The organism is Streptomyces sp. NPDC048291, assembly GCF_043201715.1.
In the GTDB taxonomy this organism is placed as follows: domain Bacteria; phylum Actinomycetota; class Actinomycetes; order Streptomycetales; family Streptomycetaceae; genus Streptomyces.
Genome location: NZ_JBICZC010000005.1, coordinates 249,126 through 273,640, shown reverse-complemented (window position 1 = coordinate 273,640; position 24,515 = coordinate 249,126). Strand labels below are relative to the sequence as shown.

At 73.4% G+C, this 24,515-nt stretch carries 24 protein-coding genes and 3 pseudogenes; 11 read left to right on the top strand and 16 right to left on the bottom strand.

The features are described from left to right. Positions 1–20 precede the first annotated feature (20 nt). Both ACGF5O_RS15190 and ACGF5O_RS15185 read right to left on the bottom strand, forming a co-directional pair. Positions 21–296, bottom strand: a complete 276-nt coding sequence (locus tag ACGF5O_RS15190; protein ID WP_393810330.1) for a hypothetical protein — start codon at positions 294–296, stop codon at positions 21–23. A 13-nt stretch (positions 297–309) separates the two neighbouring features. Then, positions 310–1,281: an alpha/beta hydrolase gene (locus ACGF5O_RS15185; protein ID WP_393810329.1), complete on the bottom strand. Its 972-nt coding sequence runs from the start codon at positions 1,279–1,281 to the stop codon at positions 310–312. A gap of 386 nt (positions 1,282–1,667) precedes the next feature. Here ACGF5O_RS15185 and ACGF5O_RS15180 point away from each other — a divergent pair, with 386 nt between their 5' ends. Further along, complete coding sequence (locus tag ACGF5O_RS15180; RefSeq protein ID WP_393810620.1) at positions 1,668–2,834, top strand: MFS transporter; 1,167 nt, start codon at positions 1,668–1,670, stop codon at positions 2,832–2,834. Between the two features lie 152 nt (positions 2,835–2,986). Then, on the top strand, positions 2,987–3,868 hold the full coding sequence (locus tag ACGF5O_RS15175) for a LysR family transcriptional regulator (protein ID WP_393810328.1): 882 nt from the start codon (positions 2,987–2,989) through the stop codon (positions 3,866–3,868). A 32-nt stretch (positions 3,869–3,900) separates the two neighbouring features. Here ACGF5O_RS15175 and ACGF5O_RS15170 read toward each other — a convergent pair whose 3' ends face one another. The 5 genes from ACGF5O_RS15170 to ACGF5O_RS15150 form a co-directional block, all read right to left on the bottom strand. After that, positions 3,901–4,365: a DUF5709 domain-containing protein gene (locus ACGF5O_RS15170; RefSeq protein WP_393810327.1), complete on the bottom strand. Its 465-nt coding sequence runs from the start codon at positions 4,363–4,365 to the stop codon at positions 3,901–3,903. A gap of 143 nt (positions 4,366–4,508) precedes the next feature. Next, positions 4,509–5,468: a helix-turn-helix domain-containing protein gene (locus ACGF5O_RS15165; RefSeq protein WP_393810326.1), complete on the bottom strand. Its 960-nt coding sequence runs from the start codon at positions 5,466–5,468 to the stop codon at positions 4,509–4,511. After that, positions 5,462–6,499, bottom strand: a complete 1,038-nt coding sequence (locus ACGF5O_RS15160; RefSeq protein ID WP_393810325.1) for a helix-turn-helix domain-containing protein — start codon at positions 6,497–6,499, stop codon at positions 5,462–5,464. Before ACGF5O_RS15160 ends, ACGF5O_RS15165 begins: the two co-directional genes overlap by 7 nt. Before the next feature lie 224 nt (positions 6,500–6,723). Continuing rightward, positions 6,724–7,695, bottom strand: coding sequence for an alpha/beta hydrolase (locus ACGF5O_RS15155; protein WP_393810324.1), 972 nt, complete (start codon positions 7,693–7,695; stop codon positions 6,724–6,726). 31 nt (positions 7,696–7,726) lie between these two features. Continuing rightward, the gene (locus ACGF5O_RS15150; RefSeq protein ID WP_393810323.1) at positions 7,727–10,564 is read right to left on the bottom strand and encodes an AAA family ATPase; all 2,838 of its coding nucleotides are present in this window, start codon (positions 10,562–10,564) and stop codon (positions 7,727–7,729) included. Positions 10,565–10,781: 217 nt separating this feature from the next. Between ACGF5O_RS15150 and ACGF5O_RS15145 the strand changes: the two genes are divergently transcribed. Further along, positions 10,782–13,556 (top strand): AAA family ATPase, encoded by a 2,775-nt coding sequence (locus ACGF5O_RS15145; protein WP_393810322.1) that lies wholly within the window; start codon positions 10,782–10,784, stop codon positions 13,554–13,556. A gap of 7 nt (positions 13,557–13,563) precedes the next feature. On the opposite strand, the gene ACGF5O_RS15140 is transcribed toward ACGF5O_RS15145, so the two are convergent. The 3 genes from ACGF5O_RS15140 to ACGF5O_RS15130 all read right to left on the bottom strand — a co-directional run bounded on the left by ACGF5O_RS15140 (position 13,564) and on the right by ACGF5O_RS15130 (position 16,499). Continuing rightward, a complete protein-coding gene (locus ACGF5O_RS15140; RefSeq protein ID WP_393810321.1) occupies positions 13,564–14,796 on the bottom strand; it encodes a serine hydrolase domain-containing protein in 1,233 nt (410 codons plus the stop codon). A 185-nt stretch (positions 14,797–14,981) separates the two neighbouring features. Further along, positions 14,982–15,419, bottom strand: coding sequence for a glutaredoxin domain-containing protein (locus ACGF5O_RS15135; RefSeq protein ID WP_393810320.1), 438 nt, complete (start codon positions 15,417–15,419; stop codon positions 14,982–14,984). A gap of 138 nt (positions 15,420–15,557) precedes the next feature. Then, positions 15,558–16,499: an ion transporter gene (locus ACGF5O_RS15130; protein ID WP_393810319.1), complete on the bottom strand. Its 942-nt coding sequence runs from the start codon at positions 16,497–16,499 to the stop codon at positions 15,558–15,560. Between the two features lie 268 nt (positions 16,500–16,767). Here ACGF5O_RS15130 and ACGF5O_RS15125 point away from each other — a divergent pair, with 268 nt between their 5' ends. Genes ACGF5O_RS15125 through ACGF5O_RS15115 form a run of 3 tightly spaced genes read left to right on the top strand, consistent with a single transcriptional unit; the run spans position 16,768 to position 18,671 of the window. Next, positions 16,768–17,268 (top strand): helix-turn-helix domain-containing protein, encoded by a 501-nt coding sequence (locus ACGF5O_RS15125; protein ID WP_393810318.1) that lies wholly within the window; start codon positions 16,768–16,770, stop codon positions 17,266–17,268. Positions 17,269–17,281: 13 nt separating this feature from the next. Continuing rightward, positions 17,282–17,638, top strand: coding sequence for a hypothetical protein (locus ACGF5O_RS15120; RefSeq protein WP_393810317.1), 357 nt, complete (start codon positions 17,282–17,284; stop codon positions 17,636–17,638). 4 nt (positions 17,639–17,642) lie between these two features. Next, positions 17,643–18,671: an alpha/beta hydrolase family protein gene (locus ACGF5O_RS15115; RefSeq protein WP_393810316.1), complete on the top strand. Its 1,029-nt coding sequence runs from the start codon at positions 17,643–17,645 to the stop codon at positions 18,669–18,671. Between the two features lie 167 nt (positions 18,672–18,838). Here the strand turns inward: ACGF5O_RS15115 and ACGF5O_RS15110 are convergent, their stop codons facing one another. The 3 genes and pseudogenes from ACGF5O_RS15110 to gvpJ form a co-directional block, all read right to left on the bottom strand. After that, a complete protein-coding gene (locus ACGF5O_RS15110) occupies positions 18,839–19,012 on the bottom strand; it encodes a CsbD family protein (protein WP_393810315.1) in 174 nt (57 codons plus the stop codon). A gap of 85 nt (positions 19,013–19,097) precedes the next feature. Then, a complete protein-coding gene (locus ACGF5O_RS15105) occupies positions 19,098–19,454 on the bottom strand; it encodes a gas vesicle protein K (protein ID WP_393810314.1) in 357 nt (118 codons plus the stop codon). After that, positions 19,451–19,667: pseudogene (gene gvpJ / locus ACGF5O_RS15100) on the bottom strand (gas vesicle protein GvpJ). Before gvpJ ends, ACGF5O_RS15105 begins: the two are co-directional and overlap by 4 nt. Positions 19,668–19,992: 325 nt before the next feature. Between gvpJ and ACGF5O_RS15095 the strand changes: the two are divergent. From ACGF5O_RS15095 to ACGF5O_RS15080, 4 genes and pseudogenes are all read left to right on the top strand, one after another. Beyond that, positions 19,993–20,191, top strand: a pseudogene (locus ACGF5O_RS15095) (hypothetical protein); the annotation flags it as partial. A 21-nt stretch (positions 20,192–20,212) separates the two neighbouring features. After that, positions 20,213–20,329 (top strand): annotated as a pseudogene (locus tag ACGF5O_RS15090) (proton-conducting transporter membrane subunit); the annotation flags it as partial. A gap of 155 nt (positions 20,330–20,484) precedes the next feature. Then, positions 20,485–21,039 carry a hypothetical protein gene (locus ACGF5O_RS15085; protein ID WP_393810313.1) on the top strand — a complete coding sequence of 185 codons (555 nt, stop codon included), beginning with the start codon at positions 20,485–20,487 and terminating at the stop codon, positions 21,037–21,039. Between the two features lie 40 nt (positions 21,040–21,079). Then, positions 21,080–21,559 (top strand): hypothetical protein, encoded by a 480-nt coding sequence (locus ACGF5O_RS15080; RefSeq protein ID WP_393810312.1) that lies wholly within the window; start codon positions 21,080–21,082, stop codon positions 21,557–21,559. 293 nt (positions 21,560–21,852) lie between these two features. Here the strand turns inward: ACGF5O_RS15080 and ACGF5O_RS15075 are convergent, their stop codons facing one another. After that, the gene (locus ACGF5O_RS15075) at positions 21,853–22,401 is read right to left on the bottom strand and encodes a YbhB/YbcL family Raf kinase inhibitor-like protein (RefSeq protein ID WP_393810311.1); all 549 of its coding nucleotides are present in this window, start codon (positions 22,399–22,401) and stop codon (positions 21,853–21,855) included. Here ACGF5O_RS15075 and ACGF5O_RS15070 point away from each other — a divergent pair. After that, positions 22,315–22,554, top strand: coding sequence for an ectoine synthase (locus ACGF5O_RS15070; RefSeq protein ID WP_393810619.1), 240 nt, complete (start codon positions 22,315–22,317; stop codon positions 22,552–22,554). The genes ACGF5O_RS15075 and ACGF5O_RS15070 overlap by 87 nt on opposite strands. Here the strand turns inward: ACGF5O_RS15070 and ACGF5O_RS15065 are convergent. Continuing rightward, the gene (locus ACGF5O_RS15065) at positions 22,476–23,315 is read right to left on the bottom strand and encodes a hypothetical protein (RefSeq protein WP_393810310.1); all 840 of its coding nucleotides are present in this window, start codon (positions 23,313–23,315) and stop codon (positions 22,476–22,478) included. The genes ACGF5O_RS15070 and ACGF5O_RS15065 overlap by 79 nt on opposite strands. Positions 23,316–23,437: 122 nt before the next feature. Beyond that, positions 23,438–24,514: an MSMEG_0565 family glycosyltransferase gene (locus ACGF5O_RS15060; protein ID WP_393810309.1), complete on the bottom strand. Its 1,077-nt coding sequence runs from the start codon at positions 24,512–24,514 to the stop codon at positions 23,438–23,440. Position 24,515: the final 1 nt, after the last annotated feature.

The window sequence follows — 24,515 nt, the reverse complement described above, 5'->3', positions numbered from 1 at the left end:
GCGGTGGACGGTGGGCCCGCTCAGCGCGGGTCGACGCCGATGTCGGTGTCGACGTCGTAGGCGGCTGCCGCATGGTCGGGGGCGGGGTGCGCGATGTCGGCGCCCAGGTCGAAGGCCGCCGACCCGACGGCCTCCTCCAGCTCCGCTTCCTCGCGCTCCGCCCTGGCCCGGCGGTGGTGCTCGGTGAGCTGGTCCCTGAGATGGCTCAGGCGCGGGTGGCCGTCGTGGGCCGATGCCTCGGACGACGGGTCCGAGGGCGATTGCGACGACGGTTCCGCCTGCTCGTTCGTGGTCACGCCCGCCCCCCGGTCAGACGGTGTGCAGGGCGGTGTGGAGGGTGTGCACGGCCAGGGAGATCGCGGCCTCGGCGGCGTGGGTCTCGCGCAGGGTGTTGAGCATCACGAAGTCGTGGATGATGCCCTGGAAGCGGACGGCGGTGACGGGCACCCCGGCCTCGCGGAGCTTGTTGGCGTAGGCCTCGCCCTCGTCGCGCAGGACGTCCGCCTCGGCGACGACGACCAGGGCCGGCGGCAGGTCCTTGAGCTGCTCGACGGTGGCGCGCAGCGGGCTGGCGGTGATCTGGGCGCGCTCGGCCTCGTCGGTCGTGTACTGGTCCCAGAACCAGAACATGCCGTCGCGGCGCAGGAAGTAGCCCTCGGCGAACTGGTGGTAGGACGCGGTGTCGAAGCTCGCGTCGGTGACCGGGTAGAACAGCACCTGCTGGACCAGCGGGACGCCCCCGCGCTCCTTGGCCATCAGGGTCAGCGCGATCGTCATGTTGCCGCCGACCGAGTCACCGGCCACCGCGATCCGGGTGGCGTCCAGGTCCTTGGTCGCGCCCTGCTCCACGACCCACTTCGCCACGGTCCAGTTCTGCTCGATGGCGACCGGGTAGCGGACCTCGGGCGAGCGGTCGTACTCGGGGAAGACGACGGCCGCGCGGGCGCCGACGGCGAGCTCGCGGACCAGGCGGTCGTGGGTGTGGGCGTTGCCGAAGACCCAGCCGGCGCCGTGGATGTAGATGATGACGGGCAGGGTGCCGACGTGGCCGGCGGGCTTGACGATCCGCGCGCGGACGCTGCCGGTGGGGCCGCCGGGGACGGTGATCCACTCCTCGTCGACCTCGGGCTTGGCGATCGCGCCGGACTGCACCTCGTCGACGGCCTTGCGGCCCTCCTCCGGGGCGAGGTCGAAGAGGAAGGGCGGGTTGGCGGTGGCCTCGACGAAGGCCTGGGCGGCGGGCTCGAGCACCGGCGTGACGGGCGTGGGGGCTTCGGACATGCGACTCTCCTGGGATTGCGTGCGGTACACCGGGCGATCCGGCGCCGCCGCGATTCACCGTAGGAGCGCCGTGCGCCCGGCAGTTGCCCCCGAGCGCACGCCCACCGTCCCGGCAGCGCACGCGCGGGACGGGGCACGTGTCCCTGGTGGACCTTCGCCAGGTACCTGCACACGGGTGGCGGCGATCTCGGCGGCGTTCCCGACGGCGGTCTCCTGCCGAGATGACTGACATCCCGAACCATCGCCCCGCGCAGGGAAGCATGGCGGGCGGCGGAGCGCTGGTGAGTGACATGAGCAACGCCTCCTGTGAGGAAGGTCCCGTGTCCCAGACACCGTCGTCCGACATACGCTCCCCGCGCCGGGAGGCCGCCGAGGCCGCCCACGGGGTGCCCGGCTGGCTGATCGCGCTGTTCGCCGTCGCCTCCGGCATGACGGTCGCCAACCTGTACTACGCCCAGCCCCTGCTGTCCGAGCTGCGCGGCGTCTTCCACGTCAGCGAGGCCACCGCGGGTCTGCTGATCACGCTCACCCAGGTCGGCTACGTGATCGGCATGATCTTCCTGGTGCCGCTCGGCGACCGGCTGGAGAAGCGGAGCCTGATCACCGCGCTGCTGACGGTCACCACGCTCGCCCTGGTGGCGGCCGGTCTCGCGACCGGGTTCCCGATGCTGCTGATCGCCTCGCTGATCAGCGGGGCCACGTCCGTGGTGGCGCAGATCCTCGTCCCGTTCGCCGCGAGCCTGGCGCCCGACCACGCCCGCGGCCGGGTGGTGGGCCGGGTGATGAGCGGCCTGCTCACCGGCATCCTGCTGTCCCGCACGCTCAGCAGCCTGGTCTCCAGCGTGGCCGGCTGGCGGGTCGTCTACCTCGGCTCGGCCGTTCTGATGGCCCTGCTGGGGGTGGCCCTGCGGCTGGCCCTCCCCAAGCACGCGCCCACCACCTACGTGCCGTACCACCGGGTGCTGCGTTCCACCGCGGCGCTGGTGCGCACACACCCGGCGCTGGTGCGCAGGGGCCTCTACCAGGCGGCGATGTTCGGTGCCTTCAGCGCCTTCTGGACGACCGTCTCGTACGTGCTGACCGGCCCGCGCTTCCACTACTCGGCCGTCGGGGTCGGGGTGTTCGCCCTGGTGGGCGCCGCCGGTGCGGCCGTCGCCCCGTTCGCCGGGCACTGGGCGGACCGCGGGCTGACCCGCCGGATGACCGGTGCCGCGTTCGGCCTCGCCGCGCTGGCCTTCGCGGCGGCGGGGTTCGGACAGCACAGCGTCCTGCTGATCGGGCTCGCGGCCGTCCTCCTCGACATGGCCGTGCAGACCAGCCTGATCCTCGGCCAGCACACCGTCTACCAACTCGATCCGCTCGCCCGGGCCCGGCTGAACAGCGCCTTCATCGCGATCTTCTTCATCGGCGGCGCGCTCGGCTCCCAGCTCGGCTCGATCGCCTACCGGTCCGGCGGCTGGAGCGCGGTCAGTCTCTTCGGGGCCGCCCTGCCGGTGCTGGGCCTGCTGTACTGGCTCACCGAGCTCCGGAGCGGCGCGAAGCGCACGGCGTAGGGCGCCGGGGCCGCCCCCGTCGCAGGGCGGAGGGCCGGCCCACCCGGTCGACACTCCCCCTGGTCCGCGCCGGGGAGCGGCGGGCGCCTGCCTAGGATGCGGCGGAGATCCTCGCCGTACCGAGGCGGGCGCCGTGCCACCGGGAGCAGACCATGGACCTGCGGCAGATGGAAGTCGTGGTCGCCGTGGCGGACGCGGGCGGGTTCACGGCGGCAGCGCGACGGCTGCACGTGGTCCAGTCCGCCGTCTCCGGCACGGTCCGCGCCCTGGAACGCGAGCTGGGCACGCCGCTGTTCACCCGGACCACGCACCGGGTCGGGCTCACCCCGGCCGGCGAGGCGTTCGTCCCGGCGGCCCGGCAGGCCCTGCGCGCCGCCGAACTGGCCCGCGAGGCGGTCGACGCGGCGAAGGGCGAGCTGCGCGGCCGGGTGACGGTCGGCACCATGCAGGGGGTCTGGGCGAACCTGCACCACGCGCTGGCCGCGCTGCGGGCGGAACATCCGCGGGTGCTGGTCCGGTTGCGTCAGGCGGCGGTCACCGACATCCGGCAGGCGCTGCGCGAGGGCACGGTGGACCTGGCGGTGGTGGCGCTGGACCGCCAGCAGCAGCGCGGTCTGGTGACCAGGCTGCTGGCCCGCGAGGAGATGGTCCTGGTGGCGTCGCCCCGCCGGAGCCTCACCACGAACGGCGCCACGAAAGGCGGCACGGGCACGGTCGACCTGGCCGACGTCGCCGAGCTGCCGCAGGTGGAGTTCACCCCGGGCTGGGCGATCCGGGACGCGGCCGACCGCGCGTTCCGGGCGGCCGGCGTCGAACGCGCCACGACCTTCGAGGTCAACGACATCGTGGCCGCGTCCGAACTGGTCCGGGCCGACCTCGGCGTCTGCATCATGCCGCCGACCATCGCCGACCGCTTCCCGGACCTGACGCCCTACCGGTTCGCCCGGCACGCGCCGAGCTGGAAGGTGATGGTGGTACGGCCGCCGGGAGAACCCCCGGCGGCCGTCGCGGCACTGCTGCGCCACATCACCTGACACGGACCGGACCAGGACTCCGGCCCGTCCCGTCAGAATTCCTCGGACTCCGGGATCACGTGCATCGCGGCCTCCTCCGCCGACGCCCCGGCGCCGTCCAGGCCCCGGTCGGAGGCGAACAGGTCGGAGTCGGTGACCTCGTGCGCGCCCTCGTCGGGGGCGAGGAGCCGTCCGGCGCGGTCGTCGCCGACCTCGTCGTCGAGGAGTTCGCCGTCCGTGTCCCAGGCGTCGCCGAGGTCGTCGCCCTCCGGGACGCCGACGTCCGGCACCTCCTCGGCGAGGCGCTCGTCCAGGGTCTCCCCGCGCTGCCCCTCCGCCGCCGTCACCCCCGTGTGCTCCACGCCCCAGGGCCGCTCCGGCGGCGAGTAGCCCTCGTCCAGGGCCTCTTCGCCGGCCCGGTAGTCCAGGGTGTCCGAGGCGTCCAGCAGACCGGCGTCGTCCTGCACCTCCGAACCGTCCGGCTGGTAGACCTCGTCACCCATCGCCTCGTCGGTCATGCGCGCTCCATCGTCACTCGGGCCGTCAGTTCGATCCGGCCGTCAACCGGAAAGCGTAGGAGGTCGTGGTCGCGGTCGGGCGGCACGATCACGAAAGCGGTGCGAAAGCGGGGCGGGAAGGGCCGGGCGGACGGCGCGGGCCGTCAGTCACGCCGTCCGGCGGCGCCCGCCGCCCGCCGCCACTGGGCCGGTGACATCCCGTACGTCTCGCGGAACGCCCGGCTGAAGTGGGAGGGGCTGGTGAAGCCCCAGCGGGCGGCCACCGCGGCGATCGACCGGGCGGCGGCGCCGGGCAGGGCCAGCTCCGCGTGGGCCGCCTCCAGCCGCCGCTCCCGGATCCAGGCGCCCACGGTGGTGCCCTGGCGCTGGAAGAGCCGGTGCAGGTAGCGCAGCGAGATGGCGTGCTGGTCGGCGATGTCCCGCGGGGCGAGTCCTGGTTCGCCGAGCCGGTCCCGGACGGACGCGGTGATCCGCTCCCACAGGGCCGGCTCGGGCGGCCCGCCGATCCGTTCCAGGGCCACGGTCGCGAGGACGTCCACGACGGTCCGGGCGAGTTGTTCGCGCCGGGCCGCGGTGACCCGGGCGACCTCGTCGACGAGTCCGTCGAGCAGCGGCAGCAGCAGGGCCGCCGCGCCCCCTTCGGCCTCGTCCACCGGCGTGGCCGTGAGGGCGCGCAGCTGCCGTTCCTCCAAGCGCAGCAGGGCGCGGGGCACCATGAGGATCCGGGCCCGCTGCGGTTCGGGGAGCACGATCCGGAACGGGCGCCGCGCGTCGTGGAAGGCGAGGCCGCCGGGGCGGAGTTCGGCGGTGCGGCCGTCCTGGAGCAGCAGGGCGGTGCCGGTGAGCTGGCGGCGGACCAGGATGTGGGTACGCGGATCGGCGGCGGCCGTGCGGGCGCCGCGCAGGATCGTGCCGGGGCCGAAGTCCTCGGTGGCGATCTGGAGGGCGCCGAGCCGTTCGGCGGCCAGTTCACCGGTCCACGGACGGCCGCGGTCCACCCTGACCTCGACGTCCACGAAGGTCCGGGAGAGGGCGCGCTGCCAGGCGTCGAGACGGTCGTTGGGGGCCAGGTCCCGGGTGGCGCAGGACACCGCGGTCAGCACGGCGGAGCGTCCGTCCGCACCCGGTCCAGCCAGTCCGTCGGGGACAGCCCGAAGGAGCTGCGGAAGGCCTTGCCGAACCCGGCCGCGCTGGTGAACCCCCAGCGCCGGGCGACCTGGCCCAGACCGGCGGGGCCGGCCGGGCCCGCCGGGCGCGCGGCGAGTTCCCGGCGGCACTCGCGCAGCCGCAGGTCGCGGATCGACTGGCAGACCGTGGTGCCCTCGTCCTGGAACAGCCGGTGCAGACAGCGCACCGAGATGCCGTGCGCGCGGGCGATGGTGCCCGGCGTCAGCCCGGGGTCCGACAGGTGCCAGCGGATGTACGTCCTGATGCGCCGCAGCAGCACGCCGTCGGCGCCGGGCAGCTCGGCGGGGTCGGCCCCGAGCTGGTCGGCCGCGGTGGCCGCCACCAGGTCGACGACGCTCTCCGCCAGCCGCTCGGCCGTCGGTGTGGTGTACGACGCAGAGGTGTCCGCGAGCCGTTCGAGCAGCGGCCCGAGCAGCGCGGGCAGCCCGCCGGCCGGGCGGACCGCGCGGCCGGTGAGCTGTCGTACGTCGGCCTCCGAGAGCTCCAGCAGCGGGCGCGGTACGGCGAAGATCTTCATCCGGAAGCGGTCCGGAAAGGTGGTCCGGAAGGGGCGCAGGGTCTCGAAGAACCCGATGTCGCCGGTCCGCAACTCGGTGGCGCGGCCGTCCTGTTCGACCCGGGCGCGGCCGGCGCTCTGGACGGCCACGAAGATCTCCCGGCCGTCGCCGCGGGCGATGAACCGCGGCGCCCGGTGGACCCGGCCGGGGTCGGCCTCCACCGTGGTGATCCGCAGGTCGCCGAGGCGGTCGGTGCGCAGGGTGGCGTCGTAGGTACCGCCCTGGGCGGCGATGTCCATCCCCACCAGGGTGTCGAACACGGCGTCGTGCCAGTACTCCAGGCTCTCCTCCGGTGGAACCGAGCGCGTGGTCAGCACCCTGGTCCGTTCGCTCGCCGTGCCGGTCGGAGGCCGGCGTCTCTCCTCGTAGGAGCCGATCGCGGTTGCCATGCCGTCAGCCTCGCCGGACGACCGGCACCGACGCATCAGTCGGCCGACTGGTCCTCGGTCCACCGGTCCTCGGTACCGGTCCTCGGTCGACCGGTCCTCGGTCGGCGCCGGGCCCGGCACGGCGACGGGAGCCGTCCCGACAGGCGGGCCCGTCACGACAACCAGGCCCGTCACGGCGACCGGATCCGTCACGCGAGCCGGGCCCGTCACGGTGACCCGACCCGTCACGCGAGCCGGGCCCGCAGGAAGACGCAACCGGTCAGCAGGGCCGCCCGGGTGGGCGCGCTGTCGGCGAGGGCGTGCAGGGCCACGAAGTCGTGGATGGTACCGAGGAACCGCGCGGACAGCGTGTCGACGCCGGCCGCGGACAGCCGCCGCGCGTACTCCTCGCCCTCGTCGCGGGCCACGTCGGCCTCGGCGGTGACCACCAGGGCCGGCGGCAGCCCCGCCAGCTCCTCCGGGCGGGCCCGCAGCGGAGCCGCGGTGGGCTCGCCGCGCCGGGCCGGGTCGTCGACGTACCGATGCCAATAGCCGCGCAGCGCCCGGCGGGTGAGCAGGTAGCCGGTGGCGAACTGCCGCTGCGAGGGGCTGTCGCAGCGGGCGTCGGCCAGCGGGTAGTAGAGCAGCTGCGCGCTGATCCGCGGCCCGTGCCGTGCCTTCGCCAGCATGGTCACGGCGGCCGCCAGCGTGGCGCCGGCGCAGTCGCCGGCCACCGCCAGCCGGCCGGGATCCAGCGCGAGCGCCTCGGCCTGGGTGACCGCCCAGGTCAGCAGGGCGTAGCACTCCTCAAGCGCCACCGGGTAGCGGGCCTCGGGGGCGCGGCTGTACTCGGGGACGACGGCGCACACCCCGGCACCGGTGACGAGTTCGCTGATGAGCCGGGCGTGGGTCTGGGCGTCGCCGAGCGCCCACCGGCCGCCGTGCAGGTACAGCAGGGCCGGCAGCGGGCCCCGCGCCCCGGCCGGGCGTACGGTCCAGAAGCCGAGCAGCCGGGCGGGGCCGACGGGTGCCACGTGGAAGACCGCGTCCACGTCGAAGTCCTCGAACCGGTCGGCCTGGGTCTCCCGCAGCGCCTGCCGGGCGGCGTCCGGGCCGAGGTCGTCGAGGACGGGCGGCACGGCGGCGGCGCTGACCAGGCGCTGCACCACGGGGTCGAGGACGACGGCCGTACCCGGCCCCGGTGTTCCGGGTGTCATGGGCGCTCCTCCGGCCGGCCCGCGGACGCCCTCACCGGCCCTGTACCAGGTCACGGAGCTGATGGCGGCTGCTGATGCCGAGCTTGGGGTACACGTTGTACAGGTGCGAGCCGACCGTGCGCGGTGAGAGGAAGAGCCGCTCGCCGATCTCCCGGTTCGACAGACCGCGCGCGACCAGCTGGACGATCTGCCGCTGCTGCGCGGTCAGTTGCTCCAGCAGACCCGCGTCCGCCGGGGCGGGGGCCGCGCCGCTGGCGCGCAGTTCGCTGCCGGCGGCGGCGGCGAGGGCTCCGGCGCCGAGGCGTTCGGCGGTCTCCAGGACCGTGGTCAGCTGCTGGCGCGCCTCCAGGGTACGGCGGCAACGGCGCAGCCAGATGGCGTAGTTGAGGCGGACGTGGGCGCACTCCCACGGCCAGCGGTTCGCCCCGTGGTTGACGAGCGCGAGCTGGAAGTGCCGCTCGGCCTCGCCGTCCGGGCCGACCAGGGCGGTGGCGTGGTGCAGCAGCAGCGTCATCCGGGTGCTGGGGCGGTCCCCCTGGTCCGCCGCGACCCGTTCCAGGAGGGACAGCGCCTCGGCCGACCGGCCGGTGCGCTGGGCGGCGACGGCGAGTTCGGCGACGGCCCGCGCGGACACGAAGGGGTGCAGGGGCGAGCCGTCGGCGGTGAACAGACCGCTCAGCTGCCACCAGGCGTCCTCCATGTCGCCGCGCGTGACGGAGGCGAGTCCGCGGGCGCGCAGCAGCCGGGCGTGGGTGGCCCGGTTCTCGTCCAGGCAGACGGCCCGCCACACGGCGGGGGTGAACCAGGGCTCGGGCGGCAGGGTGCCGCGCAGCGCCCGTACGGTCAGCGCCTGCGTCTCCAGGTCGGCCCGCAGGCGCGGCAGGCGCAGCACCGCGGCCTCGGTCAGGGCGTCCTCGATGACACCGCCGGCCTCGGCGAACCGCCCGGTGGCCAGCAGGGCGTCCACGAACGGGAGCACCGACCAGCCGCGCAGCCCGAAGGCGCGGGCGCTGCGCAGCCGCTCGTCGGCCGTCCGCGACTGCCCCAGGTCCACGTCCGCCTCGTCCGCCTGGTGGGCGACGGCGGCGAGGACCGCGTGGGCGGCGGGGGCGGGCGGGGTGTCTCGCGAGCCGGGGTAAGGGGCGTCGGGCGAGCCGGGGTGGGCGGCGTCGTACGGGTGGCCGGGGGCGGGCGGGGTGTGCTGCGGGCGGCCGAGGGCGGGTGGGGCGGCGGTGGCGGAGCGGGGCCGGGCGACCGCGGTGACCAGTGCGGCCAGGGCCCGCCGGGTGTGCGGGGTGTCCAGGCGGGCCAGTGGTCCGGTGGTGGCGGGCCGCCACCGTCCGGACGCGTCGGCCTGCCGGGCCCGGTCGAGCAGCGCGGGCAGGGCCGCCGTGTGCTCGGGCAGCCCGGACTGGGCGGCGATGCCCGCCGCCAGGCCGGCGAGGGCGAGCGCGAGGGACCGGTCGACGACGGGGAAGTGCTCGGAGGCGTCGGCGAGCAGCTCGAAGGCCTCGCGCTGGGCCGACTCGTGGGAGAGGGCGGAGGCCAGCGCACCGGCCGCGGCGCAGCCGAACTGCGGCTCGGCGTCTTCCCGCACGATCCGTTCGTACAGCTCGCGGACCCAGCCGGGGTCGCCCGCCGCGTGGGCCGCGGTCAGGGCCTCGGCAAGGCGGCGGGCTCGTTCCGGCGGCCGTGGGCTGAGCCGGGCCGCCTGTTCCAGGGCGCGGGCGGCCTCCACCGCGTCCCCGCGCCGCCAGGCGGAGGCCTCCAGCTCGGCGGCGACGAAGGCGTTGGCGCCCACGGTGGCGGCGGCCAGGTGCCGGGCCCTGACCTCGGGCCGCGCGGCGACCCGGGCGAGTTCCCGGTGGGCCTGCTGGCGCTCGCCGGCCGGGCGCCCGAGGTAGGCGGCCGAGCGGGCCAGCGGATGCCGGAAGTCGAGCCGGTCCTCGGCCAGTGCGATCAGCCCGGCCGCCTCGGCCGGCGCCCACACCGCCAGGTCACCGGTGCCGAGGGCGGCCATGACCGCGGCGACGGTCCCGCCGGGCCCCGCCGCCGCCGCGTACAGCAGGGCCCTGCGGGTCTCGGCGGGAAGCGCGTCGACCCGTACGCCGAAGACGTGCGCGTGCCGTACCGCTTCGGCGGGGCCCGGCGCGGCGCGGCCCAGTTCCACGAGGGCCAGCGGGTTGCCGGCGGCCTGGGCGAGGATCTCCAGCCGGTGCCGGCCGGTGGGCGCGGCCGGCTGCCGGTCGAGGAGGGCCGCGGCCGAGGTGCCGTCGAGCGGGCCCAGCCACCGGGTCTCGGTGCCGGGCGGCGGGCCGGGCAGGGCCGCCTCGTGGCGTGCGGCGAGCAGCACCGTCAGCGCCCGGCCGGCCAGCTGCCGGACCGCGGCGAACAGCGCCTCGGGGAAGGCACGGCCGCACAGGTCGGCGTCGTCCACGCACACCAGCACCGGACCGGCCCCGGCGAGCCGGTCAAGGAGCGCGGTCACCGCCGCGTGCAGCTCGGTCTCGTCCGCCGGGTCGTCCGCGGAAGGTACGGCGGTCAACGCCCGTTGCAGGTCGACAGGCAGCGCGGCCAGTTCGGCCCGCACCGGAGGCGTCAGCAGCTGGTGCAGACAGGCGTGCGCATGGCGCGGGTCCTCGGCCCAGCCCTGTGCGGCCAGCACCAGCACGCCCTCGGCGGTGGCCCGGTCCCGGACGTGCCGGAGCAGTGCCGTACGGCCGGTCCCCTCCTCGCCGAGGAGCAGCAGGGTCTGGGGGGTGCCGGGCTCGCGCGTCGCGCACCGCAGGATCCGCTCGATCTCGCCGTCCCGGCCCAGTACGGCGGTCTCGTCGCCGGTCGTGGACTGCTGGGGTGGGTGGACCGTCATGCACGTACTCCCCGGGCGGTGCGCGTTTTCGCTGGCCGGGGCCGTCATCGTGAAGACCCCGCGGCCATCCTCGCCGCGGCCGGGGCGGCCCGCTTCCGTCACATGACCAGTCGTCCGCGCCCGCGGCCCGGCCGGTTCGCGCGAGCCCGCGGTTCGGGTCCCGCCGCGGGCCGCTGGCAGGATTGACGTATCAGCGGCTCGACGACAAGGACGGTTCATGCACGCCGGCACCACCGACCACCCCTTCGATCCGGGCATCCTGGGGAGAGCAGCCGAGCTGGGGCGTCTCGACCGGCTGCTCGGGGCGGTGGACGGCAGCGGCCCGCAGGTGCTGGTGCTGACCGGGGAGCCGGGAACGGGCAAGAGCACCCTCGTGGACCGGGCGGCCGAGCGGGGCCGGGAGCAGGGCCTCGGGATCCTGCGGGTGCGCGGCAGCGAGGGCGAGGCGGGACTCGGTCTGTCGGGCATGCACCAGTTGCTGCATCCGCTGCTGCCCGGAACGGGCCTGCCCGCGGGGCAGCGGGAGGCGCTGGACCGCGCCTTCGGGACGCAGGCGGCGGAGTACGAGCCGGGACTCGACCAGCTGTCGCTCTGCGTCGGCGTGCTCGGGCTCCTCACCGAGGCCGCCGCCCGCCGGCCGCTGCTCCTGCTGGTGGACGACGCCCAGTGGCTGGACCTCGGCTCGGTGGACGTACTGGCCTTCCTCGCCCGGCGGCTGGAGGGCAGGCCGGTGGTGCTGCTGGTCGCCGCCCGCGAGGACGGCGTACCGGCCCGCTTCGACCGGGCCTTCCCGCAGATCACCCTGGGCCCGCTGAGCCGTACCGCGGCCGGGCAGCTCCTGGACGCGCAGCCGGATCCGCCGCGCGGCAAGACACGGGCCGAGATCCTCCAGCAGGCGGCCGGCAACCCGCTGGCCCTGATCGAGCTGCCCCGCGCGCTGGCCCGGGGCCGGACCGGGGACATGGGGGCCGGCGGGGCCGGGGGCGCCACGCTGCCGCTCACCGCGCGCCTGGAGAACCTGTTCGCCGCCGACCTGCCCGCTCTGCCCGCGCCCACCCGGGCGGCCCTGCTCCTGGTGGCCGCGGCCGGCCCGGCCCGGCTGACGGACCTCATCCGGGCCGCCCCCGAGCTGGACGTCGTGGCGGCGCTGGACCCCGCCGAGCGCGCCGGTCTGGTACGGGTGGCGGACGGCGGGGTGCTGCTGCGGCACCCGCTGGTGCGCTCGGCCGTCTACCACGCGGCCTCCTTCCACGAGCGCCGGCAGGCCCATCTCGCGCTGGCCGCCGCACTGACCGGGGAGCCGGACCGCCGGGCCTGGCATCTGGCCGCCGCCGCGACCGGCCAGGACGCGGCGGTCGCCGACGCGCTGGCGGAGAGCGCCGAACGGGCCCGGGGCCGGGGCGGCCACGCGGCGGCGGCGACCGCGCTGGAACGCGCCGCCGAGCTGACCCCGGCGCCGGACCTGCGGGCCCGGCGCCTGCTGACGGCCGCGCAGGCGGCGATGTTCGCCGGTCATCCGCAGTGGGTCGGCGAGCTGAGCGGCCGTGTCGGCGGGATGACCGAGGATCCCCGGCTGCGTGCCGAGGCCTCGCTGCTGGGCGGCTGGGCCCTCGGGGTGACGCTCCGTCATGAGGAGGCGCTGGTGCTCCTGTTGGGCGTCGCCGAGGCCACCGCCGCGTCGGCACCGGGCCTCGCCCTCGGCGCCCTGAGCACCGCCGCCACCTCCGTCTACAACTCCGGCGCACCCCGCCACCGTGCCGAACTCGACCGGATCAGCGGCCTGATCGAGGGGGACGCGGACCCCGCGGGCCGCGCCTGGGCCCTGGCGGCTGTCGACCCCGTTCACGAACGGCCGCTCCTGACCCGGCACTTGACGGAGGGGCTGGCCGCCCTGGCGCGGGAGGAGTCGCTCGGCAACCTCACCGCGCTGGGCGGCACGGCCTGGATCCTGGACGAGACCGAGCAGGCCGTGCGCATCCTCGGGCGGACCATGGACGTGCTGCGGCGGGCGGGCAGCGCGGGCACGAACGCGACCGTGACCCAGGCGCTCGCCCTCGCCCTGTTCGAGAACGGTTCGTGGACGGCGGCCGAGGAGGCGGCGCACGAGGCGTTCTGGATGGCGACGGAGGCGGGGGCGGACAACGTGACCGTGGGCGCCGGCCTCCTGCGGGCCACCCTGCACGCGCTCCGCGGCGACCCCGCGACCGCCCGGGCCGAGGCACTGCGGGCCGTTCGGGGCGTGGACCTGCGCCGGTCGCTGAGCCTCCAGGTCCGCCACCGGCACGCGCTGGGCATGGCCGCGTTCGCCGCCGGCGACCACGCGGACGCCTACGAGCAACTGCGTGCCACCTTCACCCGGGACTTCCGGCCGGCCCCCGTCCACTATCACGCCTCGCTCTACTACCTGGGCGACCTGACGGCCGCGGCGGTGCGCGCCGGGCGGGCGGACGACGCGCGCACGGTGACCGACGCCGTGCGGCACGACCTGAAGCCCGACCCCTCCCCGCGGCTGGCCGCCGTACTGCACCGGGCCACCGCCCTGCTGACCGACACCGACGACGCCGAACGGCACTTCCGCGCCGCCCTCGACGATCCGGCCACCGACTGCTGGCCGTTCGAGAAGGCCCTCGCCCACCTCGACTTCGGCGAGTGGCTGCGCCGGCGCCGCCGCAGCGCCGAGGCCCGCCCGCACCTGGCCGCGGCCCTGGAGTGCTTCCAGCGCCTGGACGCCCGCCCGTGGACCGAGCGCGCCACGGCGGAGCTCCGGGCCGCGGGGGCGGCGACCGCCCCGGCCGCCGCCGGCGAACTCACCCCGCAGGAACGCCAGATCGCCGAACTGGCCGCCCAGGGCCTGACCAACCGGGACATCGCGGCCCGCCTCTACCTCTCCCCCCGTACGGTCGGCTACCACCTGCACAAGATCTTCCCGAAGCTCGGCATCACGGCCAGGGCCCAGCTCCGGGACGCCCTCACGGAGGGGGGCCGGGGCTGACCCGGCCCTACGGCCGGTCGCAGAGGGCGTGGTCGACGAGGATCCCCGTGGCCCGGTTGAGGGCGGCGAGGTCCGGCGGCGCGGTCGTGGTGGTGACGGAGACGGTCACCGCCCGCCTGCCGTCCGCGCTCACCGCGGGGCGGGTGTTGACGCCGGCCCCGTCGCCCTCGTGGGTGTAGTAGTAACCGCCGCAGGAGAGCGGGATCCTGCGCAGCCCCAGGCCGTAGGTGCCCTCGGGCATCTCGGCGACGTCCTCCGGGTCGTCGGTCCGTTCGACGGTCCGCCGCATCTCGCGCCACTGCTCGGCGGGGAGCAGCCGGCCGCCGGCCAGGGCGCGGAAGAAGGTGTTCAGGTCGGCGGTGGTGCTCACCACGCCGGAGTCGGCGGTGTGCTGGAAGCTGTGTTCGGTGACGTCGAGACGGGTGCCGTCCGCGGTCGTCAGGTAGGCACGCACGTACGGCTCCGGCAGGTACGGGTCGAGCCCGGGGACGGAGGTGTTCCGCAGGCCCAGCCTGGCGATCACCCGGTGCGCGACCAGGTCCTGCCAGCTCGCGCCGCCGGCCTTCTCGGCGATCATCCCGGCGACCAGGTAGTTGGTGTTCGAGTACGCCCATCGGGTGGCCCCGCCGGGCCGCGGCACGAACAGCGGCCGGTGCCTCATCGCCACCGCCACCAGGTCGGCGGCCGGGGTGGTGTCGTAGCGGTTCTCGTCGAAGTGGCCGACCAGCCGGTCCTGGACCTCCGGGTCGTCGACGTAGTCGTACAGGCCGCTGGTCTGGCGGAGCAGGTCGCGGACGGTGATGCGGCTGCCGTCGTTGCCGTGGCCTGCGACGACCCCGGGCAGCCAGTGCTCGACGGTGTCGTCAAGCGACAGTTTCCTCTCCGCGGCGAGTTGGAGGACGACGACGGCGGTGAACGTCTTCGTCGTGCTCGCCACCCGGAAGTGCGCGTTCCACGGCACCGGGTCCGAGGAGCCGGCGGTCCGGGTGCCGATGCGTGCCATGAGCGGCGCCCCGTCCGCCCGGTCGACCCTGGCCAGCACGTTCACCTCGCCTCCCCCGGCCTGCCGCACGGCCGCCAGGTCCTGGCGGAGGGTGTCCGCGCCGTAGGTGTGCCGTGCGACCGGGTGGTGTCCGGCGGTGACGGCGGTCGCGGCGGTCGCGGTCATGGGCGAGGCGAGCGCGAGCAGCGCTGCGGTCAGCAGGGCGGCCCGGGCCTTCTTCGACGACGGCATGTGCATGTTCGAATCCCCCGTTGCTTCCGGTGTCCCGGTCGGTGACGCCCACCAGCCAACCGGAGCCGGAGGCGCGGGGGGATGGGACTTCCCACCGGATGAGGGGTGTACGTAGGCCCCCTGCCCTGCCCCGCCGCCTCCCCTGCCCTCCCGCGGGGTCCGCCTTCGAGTGGGACGGAAGCGCCCCTGTCTCACGCAGGAGAGGAGAGCTGCTCGCGCACCCATGCGGGGTCGGGATTGGTGTATGCCTGGCCGGCCAGGATGAGAGTCGGCACGGTTTCGTTGCCGCCGTTCGCCGCCCTGACCGCTGCCGCTCCGGCGGTGTCACGCCAGATGTTGACCCAGTACAACTGGCGGGCGTTACGGCCCAACCGGATGCGCAGCCGCATGCAGTACGTGCAGCCCGGCCGCCAGAAGACGACCGGCCGTCCGTCGACCGCGCTACGGCGTTGCGCCTCCAGCGCATCGATCGACCGCGGAAAGATCAGGGGCGAGTTCACGCCTGCGAGCAGCACGAACACCGACAGGAGTGCTGCGGCTGTGCCGGGGCTTCCCCTCAAGATGAGCCCAGCCGCGGAGGCTGAGCCGCAGACCACGAGCAGCATCGGCGGGATCCAAGCGCGCTTCATGGTGACGCACGCTATCGACGAGTCGGACCGTCTGTCCCACCAGGCCGTGCGATGGGGCATCCCGGCAGGGCCGTTGCGCAGCGCGCTGACAGCCTGCCCGGTCGGGCGCCCTCCGCGAACCGGACGTCGAGACGCACGCTAGGCGCCGTCTCCGACGGTCGGGACCGCCGCACTCGCCGCCCGGCCGGCGTGCTGTGACGGCGCCGCGGCATGGACGAGGTCGCGTTCGAGGGCGTCGAGGGCCTGGCGCGCCGCCGCGATGCGGGCGAGGAGCAGCGGGCCGTCGGGCGGGGCGGCGATCGGGTGGGGGACGTTCTCCGCCTCCTGCTCCATCTGCCGTGCCTCGTCGAGGGAGGTGATGACCACGCCTATCAGGACGTTGACCAGGACGAAGGAGGCGATGAGGACGTAGGAGGCGTAGTAGGCGAGGCTCCAGCGGGAGATCTCCAGGCCCGCGTGGACCGCGTCGCCGATGCCGTCCAGGGTCATCAGGAGGAACAGGGTGAGGACGGCGCGGCCGATGGAGCCGAAGTGCTCGGGGTCGTGGCGGCCGAAGAAGACCCAGCCCACCATCGCGTACACGTACAGGAGCAGCGCGCCGACCAGCAGAAAACTCAGCGTGCCGGGCAGGCTGCGGCCGACCGCGACCAGCACGATCCGCAGTTGGGGCAGGAAGCGGGCCGTACGCAGCACCCGGGCCAGCCGCAGCAGCCGCAGCACGGTGGTGTTCTCGCGGACGACCGGCACGAACGCGCAGAGGACCACGGCGAGGTCGAACAGGTTCCACGGATCCTTGAAGAAGTCACGCGGGCGGTCCGCGTGGGCCCCCAGGCGCAGCAGGATCTCCGCCGTGAACGCGGCCAGGCAGGCGTGCTCGGCAAGGCGTAACCAGCCATGCCACTCCGCGACGACACCGGAGTAGGTCTCCACGCCCAACAGCCCGGCGTTCAGCAGGATCACGGCGAAGACGGTCAGGGCGAACCAGCGCGCCTCCGTGACGGCGCGGCACCGGCGGGCCAGGGCGGCCGGGCGCGGGGACCGGAACTCGACGGCGCTTGTCTGGTCGTACTGCTCCGGCATCGTGCTGCCCCGGCCCTTCGTAGTGCTGACCCGTCTTCCGGCCAACTCGGCCGGAGGACGGGCTCGTTCGGTGATCACCCGCCGGGTGAGACTTCTACAGCACTGTAGATCAACAGGGAGAGAGAAGAAGCCCGACCACCACCACGCCGAAGCCCGGCCGGTCTTGAGGGCTCTTCTCACCGAAGAGTCCCCGGACCCCGAAGCGGGTCGACGATTGAGGAACGATCGTTCTTGACTGATCGTTCCTTAAGTGTCTACGGTGGTGGCCATGGGGAGGCCAAGGGCATTCGACGAGGACGAAGCGGTGCGGGCCGCCGTGAGCTTGTTCGGTGCACGCGCGTATGACGGTGTGTCCGTCGACGACCTCGTCACCCACCTCGGCGTGCACCGCAACAGCCTGTACAAGGTGTTCGGCAGCAAGCGCGGCCTCTACCTGATCGCTCTGCGCCGCCATCTCGCCGACGACGTGAGCCCCTTGGTCGACGCCCTCGCCGGCGCGTCGGATGCCGCCGCCGCGCTGCGGCTCGTCACGTCGGCCGACCTCGCCCTGCTGCTGCTCGCGGCGATCGAACGTGCACCGGCCGACGAGGAGGTCGCCGCCGAGGTGACGGCCGCATTGGCCGCCGTCGACCAGGCGATCGCCGACGCCCTCGGCATTCCCTCCGACCTGGCCGCCGCCCTCACCGCCGCCGCGCTGGGCATCCTCCTGCGCGGCAACCCCGACAACGCCACCACCGCGCTGACCCGGTACCTCGGTCCACTCCCCTGAAACGGAAACCGACATGGCACTGATACGTATCGACGCCGACGACCTCGTCGTCGTGATCGAGGGTCTCGACAAGCTCTGGTCCTTCAAGGGCAGCCTGACTATCCCGCTGGCCAACGTCCGTGGCGCGACCGCCGACCCGGGTATAGCCGCCGACCCCAAGGGAATCCGCGCGCCGGGCTCCCACGTACCCGGCGTGATCACCGCCGGCACCTTCCATCAGGACGGTGAAAAGGTCTTCTGGGACGTCAGGGATCCGTCGAAGGCCGTCGTGGTCGAACTCGCCGACGAGACGTACGCACGCCTCGTCCTCCAGGTCGACGACCCCCGCGCGACCGTCGCCCTGGTCGAGAACGCCCTTACCCGGAGGTAGACCGGTGCTTCGCCACTTGACAGCGGCTCTGATGGCCCTGGCAGTCGTCACCGCCACCCCGGCCGGGGCGACGCCCGCTCTCGTCCCTGCCGCCGACCGCGAGGTCGTCTTCACGGCCGACGGTACGACCGTGTACGGCACCCTGCACGTTCCCGAGCACCGTCCCGGGCAACGGCTGCCGGCGGCACTGCTGCTGCCCGGCAGCGGACCCACCGACCGCGACGGCAACCAACCGCCCGGGTCCACACCGGACACCCTGGCGCAGTTGGCCGACGCGCTCGACGGGGACGGAATCGCCACGCTGCGGTTCGACAAGTACGGCACCGGCCGCACCGGACTCGGCGCCTACCGGGACCACCCCGAAGAGCTCGACTACCCGGCATTCGTCCGCCAGGCACGGGCCGCCTACGAGTCGCTGCGCGATCAGCCGGAGACCGACCCGCGCGCGCTGCTGGTCGTCGGGCACAGCGAGGGCGCGATGACGGCACTGCTGCTGGGCGGCACCGCCCGCCCTCGCCCGGCCGGCCTGGCACTTCTGCAACCGCAGGCGATCCGGCTGCTGGACCTGGTCGCGCTCCAACTCGAAGCCCAGGTCGCCGAAGCGACCCGGCAGGGCCAGTTCACACCGGAGCAGCAACGCACCGTCAACGCGGCCATCGCCGCTGCCATCACCTCCCTGCGCGAACACCGACCGGTCGACACCACCGACCTGCCCCTCGCAATCGCCCGGCTCTTCGAGGCGTTCCAGGGTTCCAGCGCCCGGTTCGTGTCAAGCGATGACGCCGTCTACCCACCCGACACCGCCGCCGCACTCCGGCCCGGAACCAAGGTGCTGCTGACGTGCGGCACGAACGACGCCCAGGTCCCTTGTGCCACAACGAACGCCCTGACGACCGCCCTCCGGCACGGGCATGCCGGTGGACCGGGCCGAGTGACACTGCCGGGAGTGGACCACCTGCTGCACGACACCGCCCACCCGAACACCCTCGCACCGCCCGTACTCGACGCCCTGCACCGGTTCGCTCGCCACTGACGCCGGCCTTCGAGGCTGATTCGGCGAACCTCTCGAATCTTCCTTCGCCCCTCTCAGCAGGATGCCGAACGGGGCATGGTCCCCTCGCCTCCCGGAACCGGGAAACGGGCGGCCGACGGCACGAAGGGGCGGGCCCCGCATGGAGAGCCCGCCCGCTGGTCGTCCTGTCAGTGCTTGAAAACGTCCTTCGTCTTCTCCTTGGCCTGACGGGCCGCGCCCTTCGACTTCTTGGCCTGCCCTTCGACCGTCATCCGCTCGTTGCCCACGGTGCGGCCAACCGTCTCCTTGGCCTTTCCCGCGGCTTCTTCGGCTTTGCCCTTGATCTTCTGCTGCTTGGCCATGGTCTTTCTCCCTCCTCGCCCCATGGGGAATCGAGCACCCGTCCCGGGTAACCCCCTGCCGGACGGTGAAACGGAATGGCGAAAGTCAGTCGGGACGCGTCGGTGGGAGAAGTGTGCCGAGCGGGCCGAGGTCCAGGTTGAGGTCCTCCATGGTCAGGCCGTAGCGGGCGGACAGGTCGGACATGCGGTCGTGGAGGACCATGAGGGCGGAGCCCAGCCGTTCTTCCTGCTCCTCGGTGAGATCCCCGAGTCTGACCAGGTCACGTTCGACGGTGTCGGGGTCCGTGCCGATACGGCGGGCGGGGTGCGACAGCCCCGGCTCCCGGGTGTCGTCGGGTACGGCGGGCAGCAGCCGGAAGGCCCGGGCCGCCGCAGCCGTGACTTCGGCCGGGCGGTCCGGTGGATCGGGACCGGGATGCCGGTCGGCGGCCGTGCCCGTCATGGCGCGTCCCCGGGACGGGCCGGCGTCGTCCACGGTGACGGGTTCCGGTCGCTCACAGAGACGATCAGCGCGCGCAGCGAGATCCGGACCAGGTCGATGTCGGCGACCGACAGGACCAGATCCCCGGTGACGACGACACCACCGCAGGTCGATGAGGGCCACCTGGCGCTGGGCCAGCGGCTCGGCCGCGGGCAACCGCTCCGCGGTGTTCATGGCGCCCGTTCCGTCGCCGGGCTCTGCGCACCGGGCGGGGTGGCGAAGGAGTACGGCGCCCAGGGCCCGGTGACATCGGTCCGTATGCCGGACAGGCCCTCGACGGCGCCGAGAACCCGCGCACGGAAGTCCGCTGCGGAGCATCGCGCCCACCCGCCCGTAGTCCAGGTAGACCGTGGCGAGCCGCAGCGGCAGCACGGTGGGTAGGTCCTCCACGGCGCGCAGTACGGCGTAGGCGTAGGCGACTTCTTCAGTCATCGGGCACCCCGTTCCCGCGCCGCGTCGCGGAGGGACGCGGCGAGCGGCGCCGTCCGGTGGACGGCCGGGTCTCTTCGAGAAGACCGGCAACCTCTGGCGTGCCCAGGGCCGCCGACCGCGGCTCGACGCCAAGCACTTCCAGCGCTACGTCACTCTCTCCGACGATCCGTGACGGCGAGGTGGTGCGCACACACGAGGAGGCGCTGGAGGAGGAAGAGGCGGAGTACGAGTACGAGGAGGAGGAAGACGAAGAGGACGAGGAGTAGGACGGGGAGTAGGACGGGGACAGGGCGGCGGTGGTGCCGCTGCACGTCTGGCTGCCCGACGCGCATGCGGTCGCGCCGACCCCGGTGTGCATGCTCCGCTCCGGGGTCATGGTGAAACTCGGCGTCCACGGCATCTCGTGCACCACAGCCATGGACCTCCCGCCGTCATGGGGCGCCGGCTCCCGGTTGAACCGTGCCGTCTGCTCGATCAGACGTTTTCGGCGCGCTTGGAATATTCGAAGCAGAAGGGGTACCCGGAACGACATCCAATGATCGGAAAGGAGGTCGGTCCGATGTCTACCGGCACACTTCTGGCGATCGTCATTCCCATCGTGGTGGTCGTCGCGCTGATCGCCCTGGCTGTCCTCTTCCAGCGGCGCAGGGCTCTGCGCGAGAAGTTCGGCCCGGAGTACGAACGAACGGTCGACGGCGCGGACAGCCGACTGGCCGCTGAGCGCGAGCTCAGTACGCGTGAGAAGCGACATGACACGTTCGACATCAAGCCGCTGCCCGACGGTGTCCGGCAGCGCTACAGCCGGGACTGGGACGAGGTGCAGCACGAGTTCGTCGACCGGCCCGAGGACGCCGTGCACGACGCGGACCGGCTGGTGACCTCGCTGATGGAGGCACGCGGCTATCCCACCGGAAGCTACGACCAGCAGCTCAAGGATCTCTCCGTAGAACACGGCCGCACCCTTGACCACTACCGGGCCGCTCACGAGATCGACATGCTCGGCACGAGCCACAAGGCCACCACCGAGCAGCTGCGCAGCGCCATGGTGCACTACCGCGCGCTGTTCGACGAACTCCTCTTCGACGGCGGTCAAAGCCGCCATGCCACGGCCTGACACGCGAGCGGCCGGGCTCCGATGATTCGACGGAGGCGACATGGAACGCGACGACACACGGCACACCACCGACACCGCGCTGTCCACCGAGGACCTCGCACGGCCTAGCGCGACCGGCACAGCACCGGACAGCACCTCGCCGCCCCCGGTCCGCCCCGGCGAGAGCGACGGACGGGCCGACGTGAAGGACGTCGGGGCCGACGACGCGGACGCTCCCGTGACGGCGGCACCGGCCAGGGACGCGGACGAGCTGCCGCTGCTGCTGACGCCCCAGGACGAGGAGGACTTCCGTCAACGCTGGTCGAAGATCCAGACCGCGTTCGTCGACGACCCGCGCAACGCCGTGCAGGACGCGGACAGCCTGGTCGCCGGTGTCATGCAGACACTTGCCGCGACGTTCGACGAGCACAAGAAGGAACTCGAAGGCCAGTGGAGCCAGGGCGGGGAGGCAGACACCGAAGCCCTGCGTACGGCCCTGCGCCACTACCGCTCGTTCTTCAACCGCCTGCTCACCACCTGACGCACCGGAGTACCCCCGGGCCGGCGGCCCGGTCACCCCTGAGTCGCCGGCCGGCCCCGGTGCGAGAATTCCACGGGCCAGGTCCATGTCCGGCCTGGTCCGCATCGCACGCCGCAGCTGTACGACCTCGACCTGCAGAAGCCCGTCGTCCACACCCTCGCCGCCCTCACCCGGCGAGCCGGGCCCGGCGCCGGACGAGCCGGCGTCATCACGTGCGGGCGAGAAGAGGCCGTACGTGTCCGTGACGGTCAGCAGGCACTCAATTCCACTGCTTGTGACTCGGTTGGAAGTGTTCAGGTCGTGCGGGTGCCGGTGAGCGTTCCGGAAGCCAGGACGTGCCCGGCGAGGGCGGCCGGTACGGCGTGCATGTCGGCGGCCTTGGTGAAGTCGATGTCGGCGTCGAGGGCGTAGAGGTGGAAGCGGTAGCGGTGCGTTCCGTGGCCGGGCAGCGGCCTGGGGCCTGCGTACTTGGCCTGGCCGCGGCGGTTGCGGAGGAACTGGAAGCGCGGATCGTCCGGCGTCACGGCACCCTCCGGGATTCCGGCCTCGACGGCCGGGAAGGCGGCGATGGTGTGGATGCCGGGCGTGGAGGTGGGCACGTCGAGGTCTTCGAGGACGAAGACCAGGCTCTTGGTGCCGTCAGGGAGTGCGCCCCAGGCTCGGCAGCGCCGAGGTGTCCCGTGTCGAACGTGCCCGCGTGCACCCCAACCACCTGGAGAGCTGCTGCTGCATAGCGGGCAGGCAGCGACGCGGTCATCGACACGGAGGGCACCGTCCACCCGGTCGCTCCCGGCACGGGGTACTCGCGCGACCGGCACGACGCGCACTGGCTCGTGGCGCATCCGGAGGAGGACCTGCGCCTGGTGTGCGTGTTCTCGCCCTGGCGGCCGGCTACGTGGAGTGCGAAAACCACGGTTCAGCTCAGCGGTCCGAAGAACGGGCGGTCGGGCGCGAAGTTGCGAGAACACACCGTCACGTCGTCGCCCTTGAGGTAGGCCAGCAACCACTCACCGAATGTCATCTCATGGAGCGTCCAAGCCGGGCTGTCAAGTTCCTGGACCAGGACGCGCCAAGGCGAGGAGGGACTGTCGGGAACACGGAGGAAAACCCATTCCCCCGTCGTGGCCGACGCCACCGGCATCAGCTCACCGGGATTCGCCCCTGCCGGACTCGGCAGGTACTCCGCCATGTCCGCCTCGCGGAAAAGTTCGAGATCGCCCCTGATGGATTCCCGCAGATTATGCAGAAGATGACCGGCGGGGTGCTCCAGATACAGTTGATTGTTGATCTGGACCGAACCATAGGCATCCACGATCTCACGGAAGTCCGCCGGGAATTCGATTCCGAACTCGCTCTCCGTTTCGCTCCATGGTGCCGGATCCTGCCAGTTGAATCCGGGCTCACCCAACAAGGCTCGGATCTCCGCAAGCGTTGCCATCACTTGAGCCCTTCTGGCGTGTCGAGCGAACGCCGGTCTTGGATTTGACCACAGCGCATGAACAGGCTGTTGTTCCCGTTCAGGGCCTTCCATCCGACGGCTTCCGCCTTGCTCGCCGTCCGAGCATTCGCCCTGGCTTTCAAAGCCACCAAGTTGTGGACATCCGCGCCAGCACCCTTGCCCCAATAACCTATCAGGCGGCCGGCTTGCGGTCTTCCGCTGGTCGGCGGAGAAGTTCGGCCACGTCTTGTCGATGAACTCGATGACGAAGTAGTACCAGTTAATGTCCGCCGCCTTGCTGGAATACGAGATCGGCATACCATTCTCGGCGCCGGAAGGCTCTCCACACCTGACGGGTAGGTCTTTCTGCGCTTCGACGGGACTCGACACCAAGGTCGCCTTCGAGACCCGCGCGGTCCCGCACGACGTTGCCGGCCAGGTCAGCGCAGCGAGCGGTACAGGGTCAGGTGGCGCTGGGCCGCCTCGGTCCAGGTGTGGGCGGCGGCCAGCTTGCGTCCGGCGGCCCGCCTGGCCGGGTCCTCGACCGTGAGGGCGTGGCCGAGTCCGGCGGCGAGCTGGGCGGGCGTGGTGGCGAAGTGGGCGGCGGGGCCGAAGACCTCGCGCAGGACGGGCAGGTCGCGTACGACCAGGGGGACACCGGCGGCGAGGGCCTCCATGGCGGCGAGGCCGAAGCCTTCTTTGCGGGAGGGGAAGGCGAAGGCGTCGGCGGCCGCCACCAGAGCGGGCAGGCCGGAGTCCGGCACCGGGCCCAACACGACCGGTTCTACGCCGAGTTCGGCGGCCCGCGCTTCCCAGCGGGCACGGTAGTCGCGGTAGTCGAAGAGGGTCTCGCCGCCGGCGATCACCAGCCGGACACCGGGGTGGTCGGCGCGCAGCAACGCGTACGCCTCCAGCAGGTCCAGGGAGCCCTTGCGCGGTTCGATGCCGCCTACGGTGAGGACGTAACGGCCCAGGCGGGAGCGCCAACTCGCCCTCACCGTCGGGTCGGTGGTCGCGAAACGGTCGTAGGTCACCCCGTTGGGGATCACCTCGGCCGACAGACCCCAGCCTTCGCGGAGCTCCCCCGCCACGGCCGTCGACACGCAGACGTGCGCGTACGGCTCGACGATGGCCCGCTCGTGGCAGGCGGCCAGTTCGGGGGTGGTGAAGTGGTCGATGTGGTGGACCGTGCGGACGCAGCGGCCCACGGCGTTGGCGCTGATGCAGTCCTGGGCGTGGACGATGTCGTACGGGGCGGGGTCGAAGGCCTCGCGGAGGGTGGCGATGGAGCGCAGGACGCGTTGTCCGACGGTCTCGTCTGCCGGACCGTCGGCGAACGGCACGATCCGGAGTCGTACCGCCGGGTTCACCGGCCGGAAGAAGCCGGTGTCGCCGCCCCGGCCCAGGGTCCAGACCGTGACGTCCTCGCCGAGCGCCGCGAGGGCCTCCGCGAGGTGGAGGGTGTGCACGACGCCGCCGCGCGGCCTGGTGGAGTAGCTGAGCAGGGCGATCTTCACG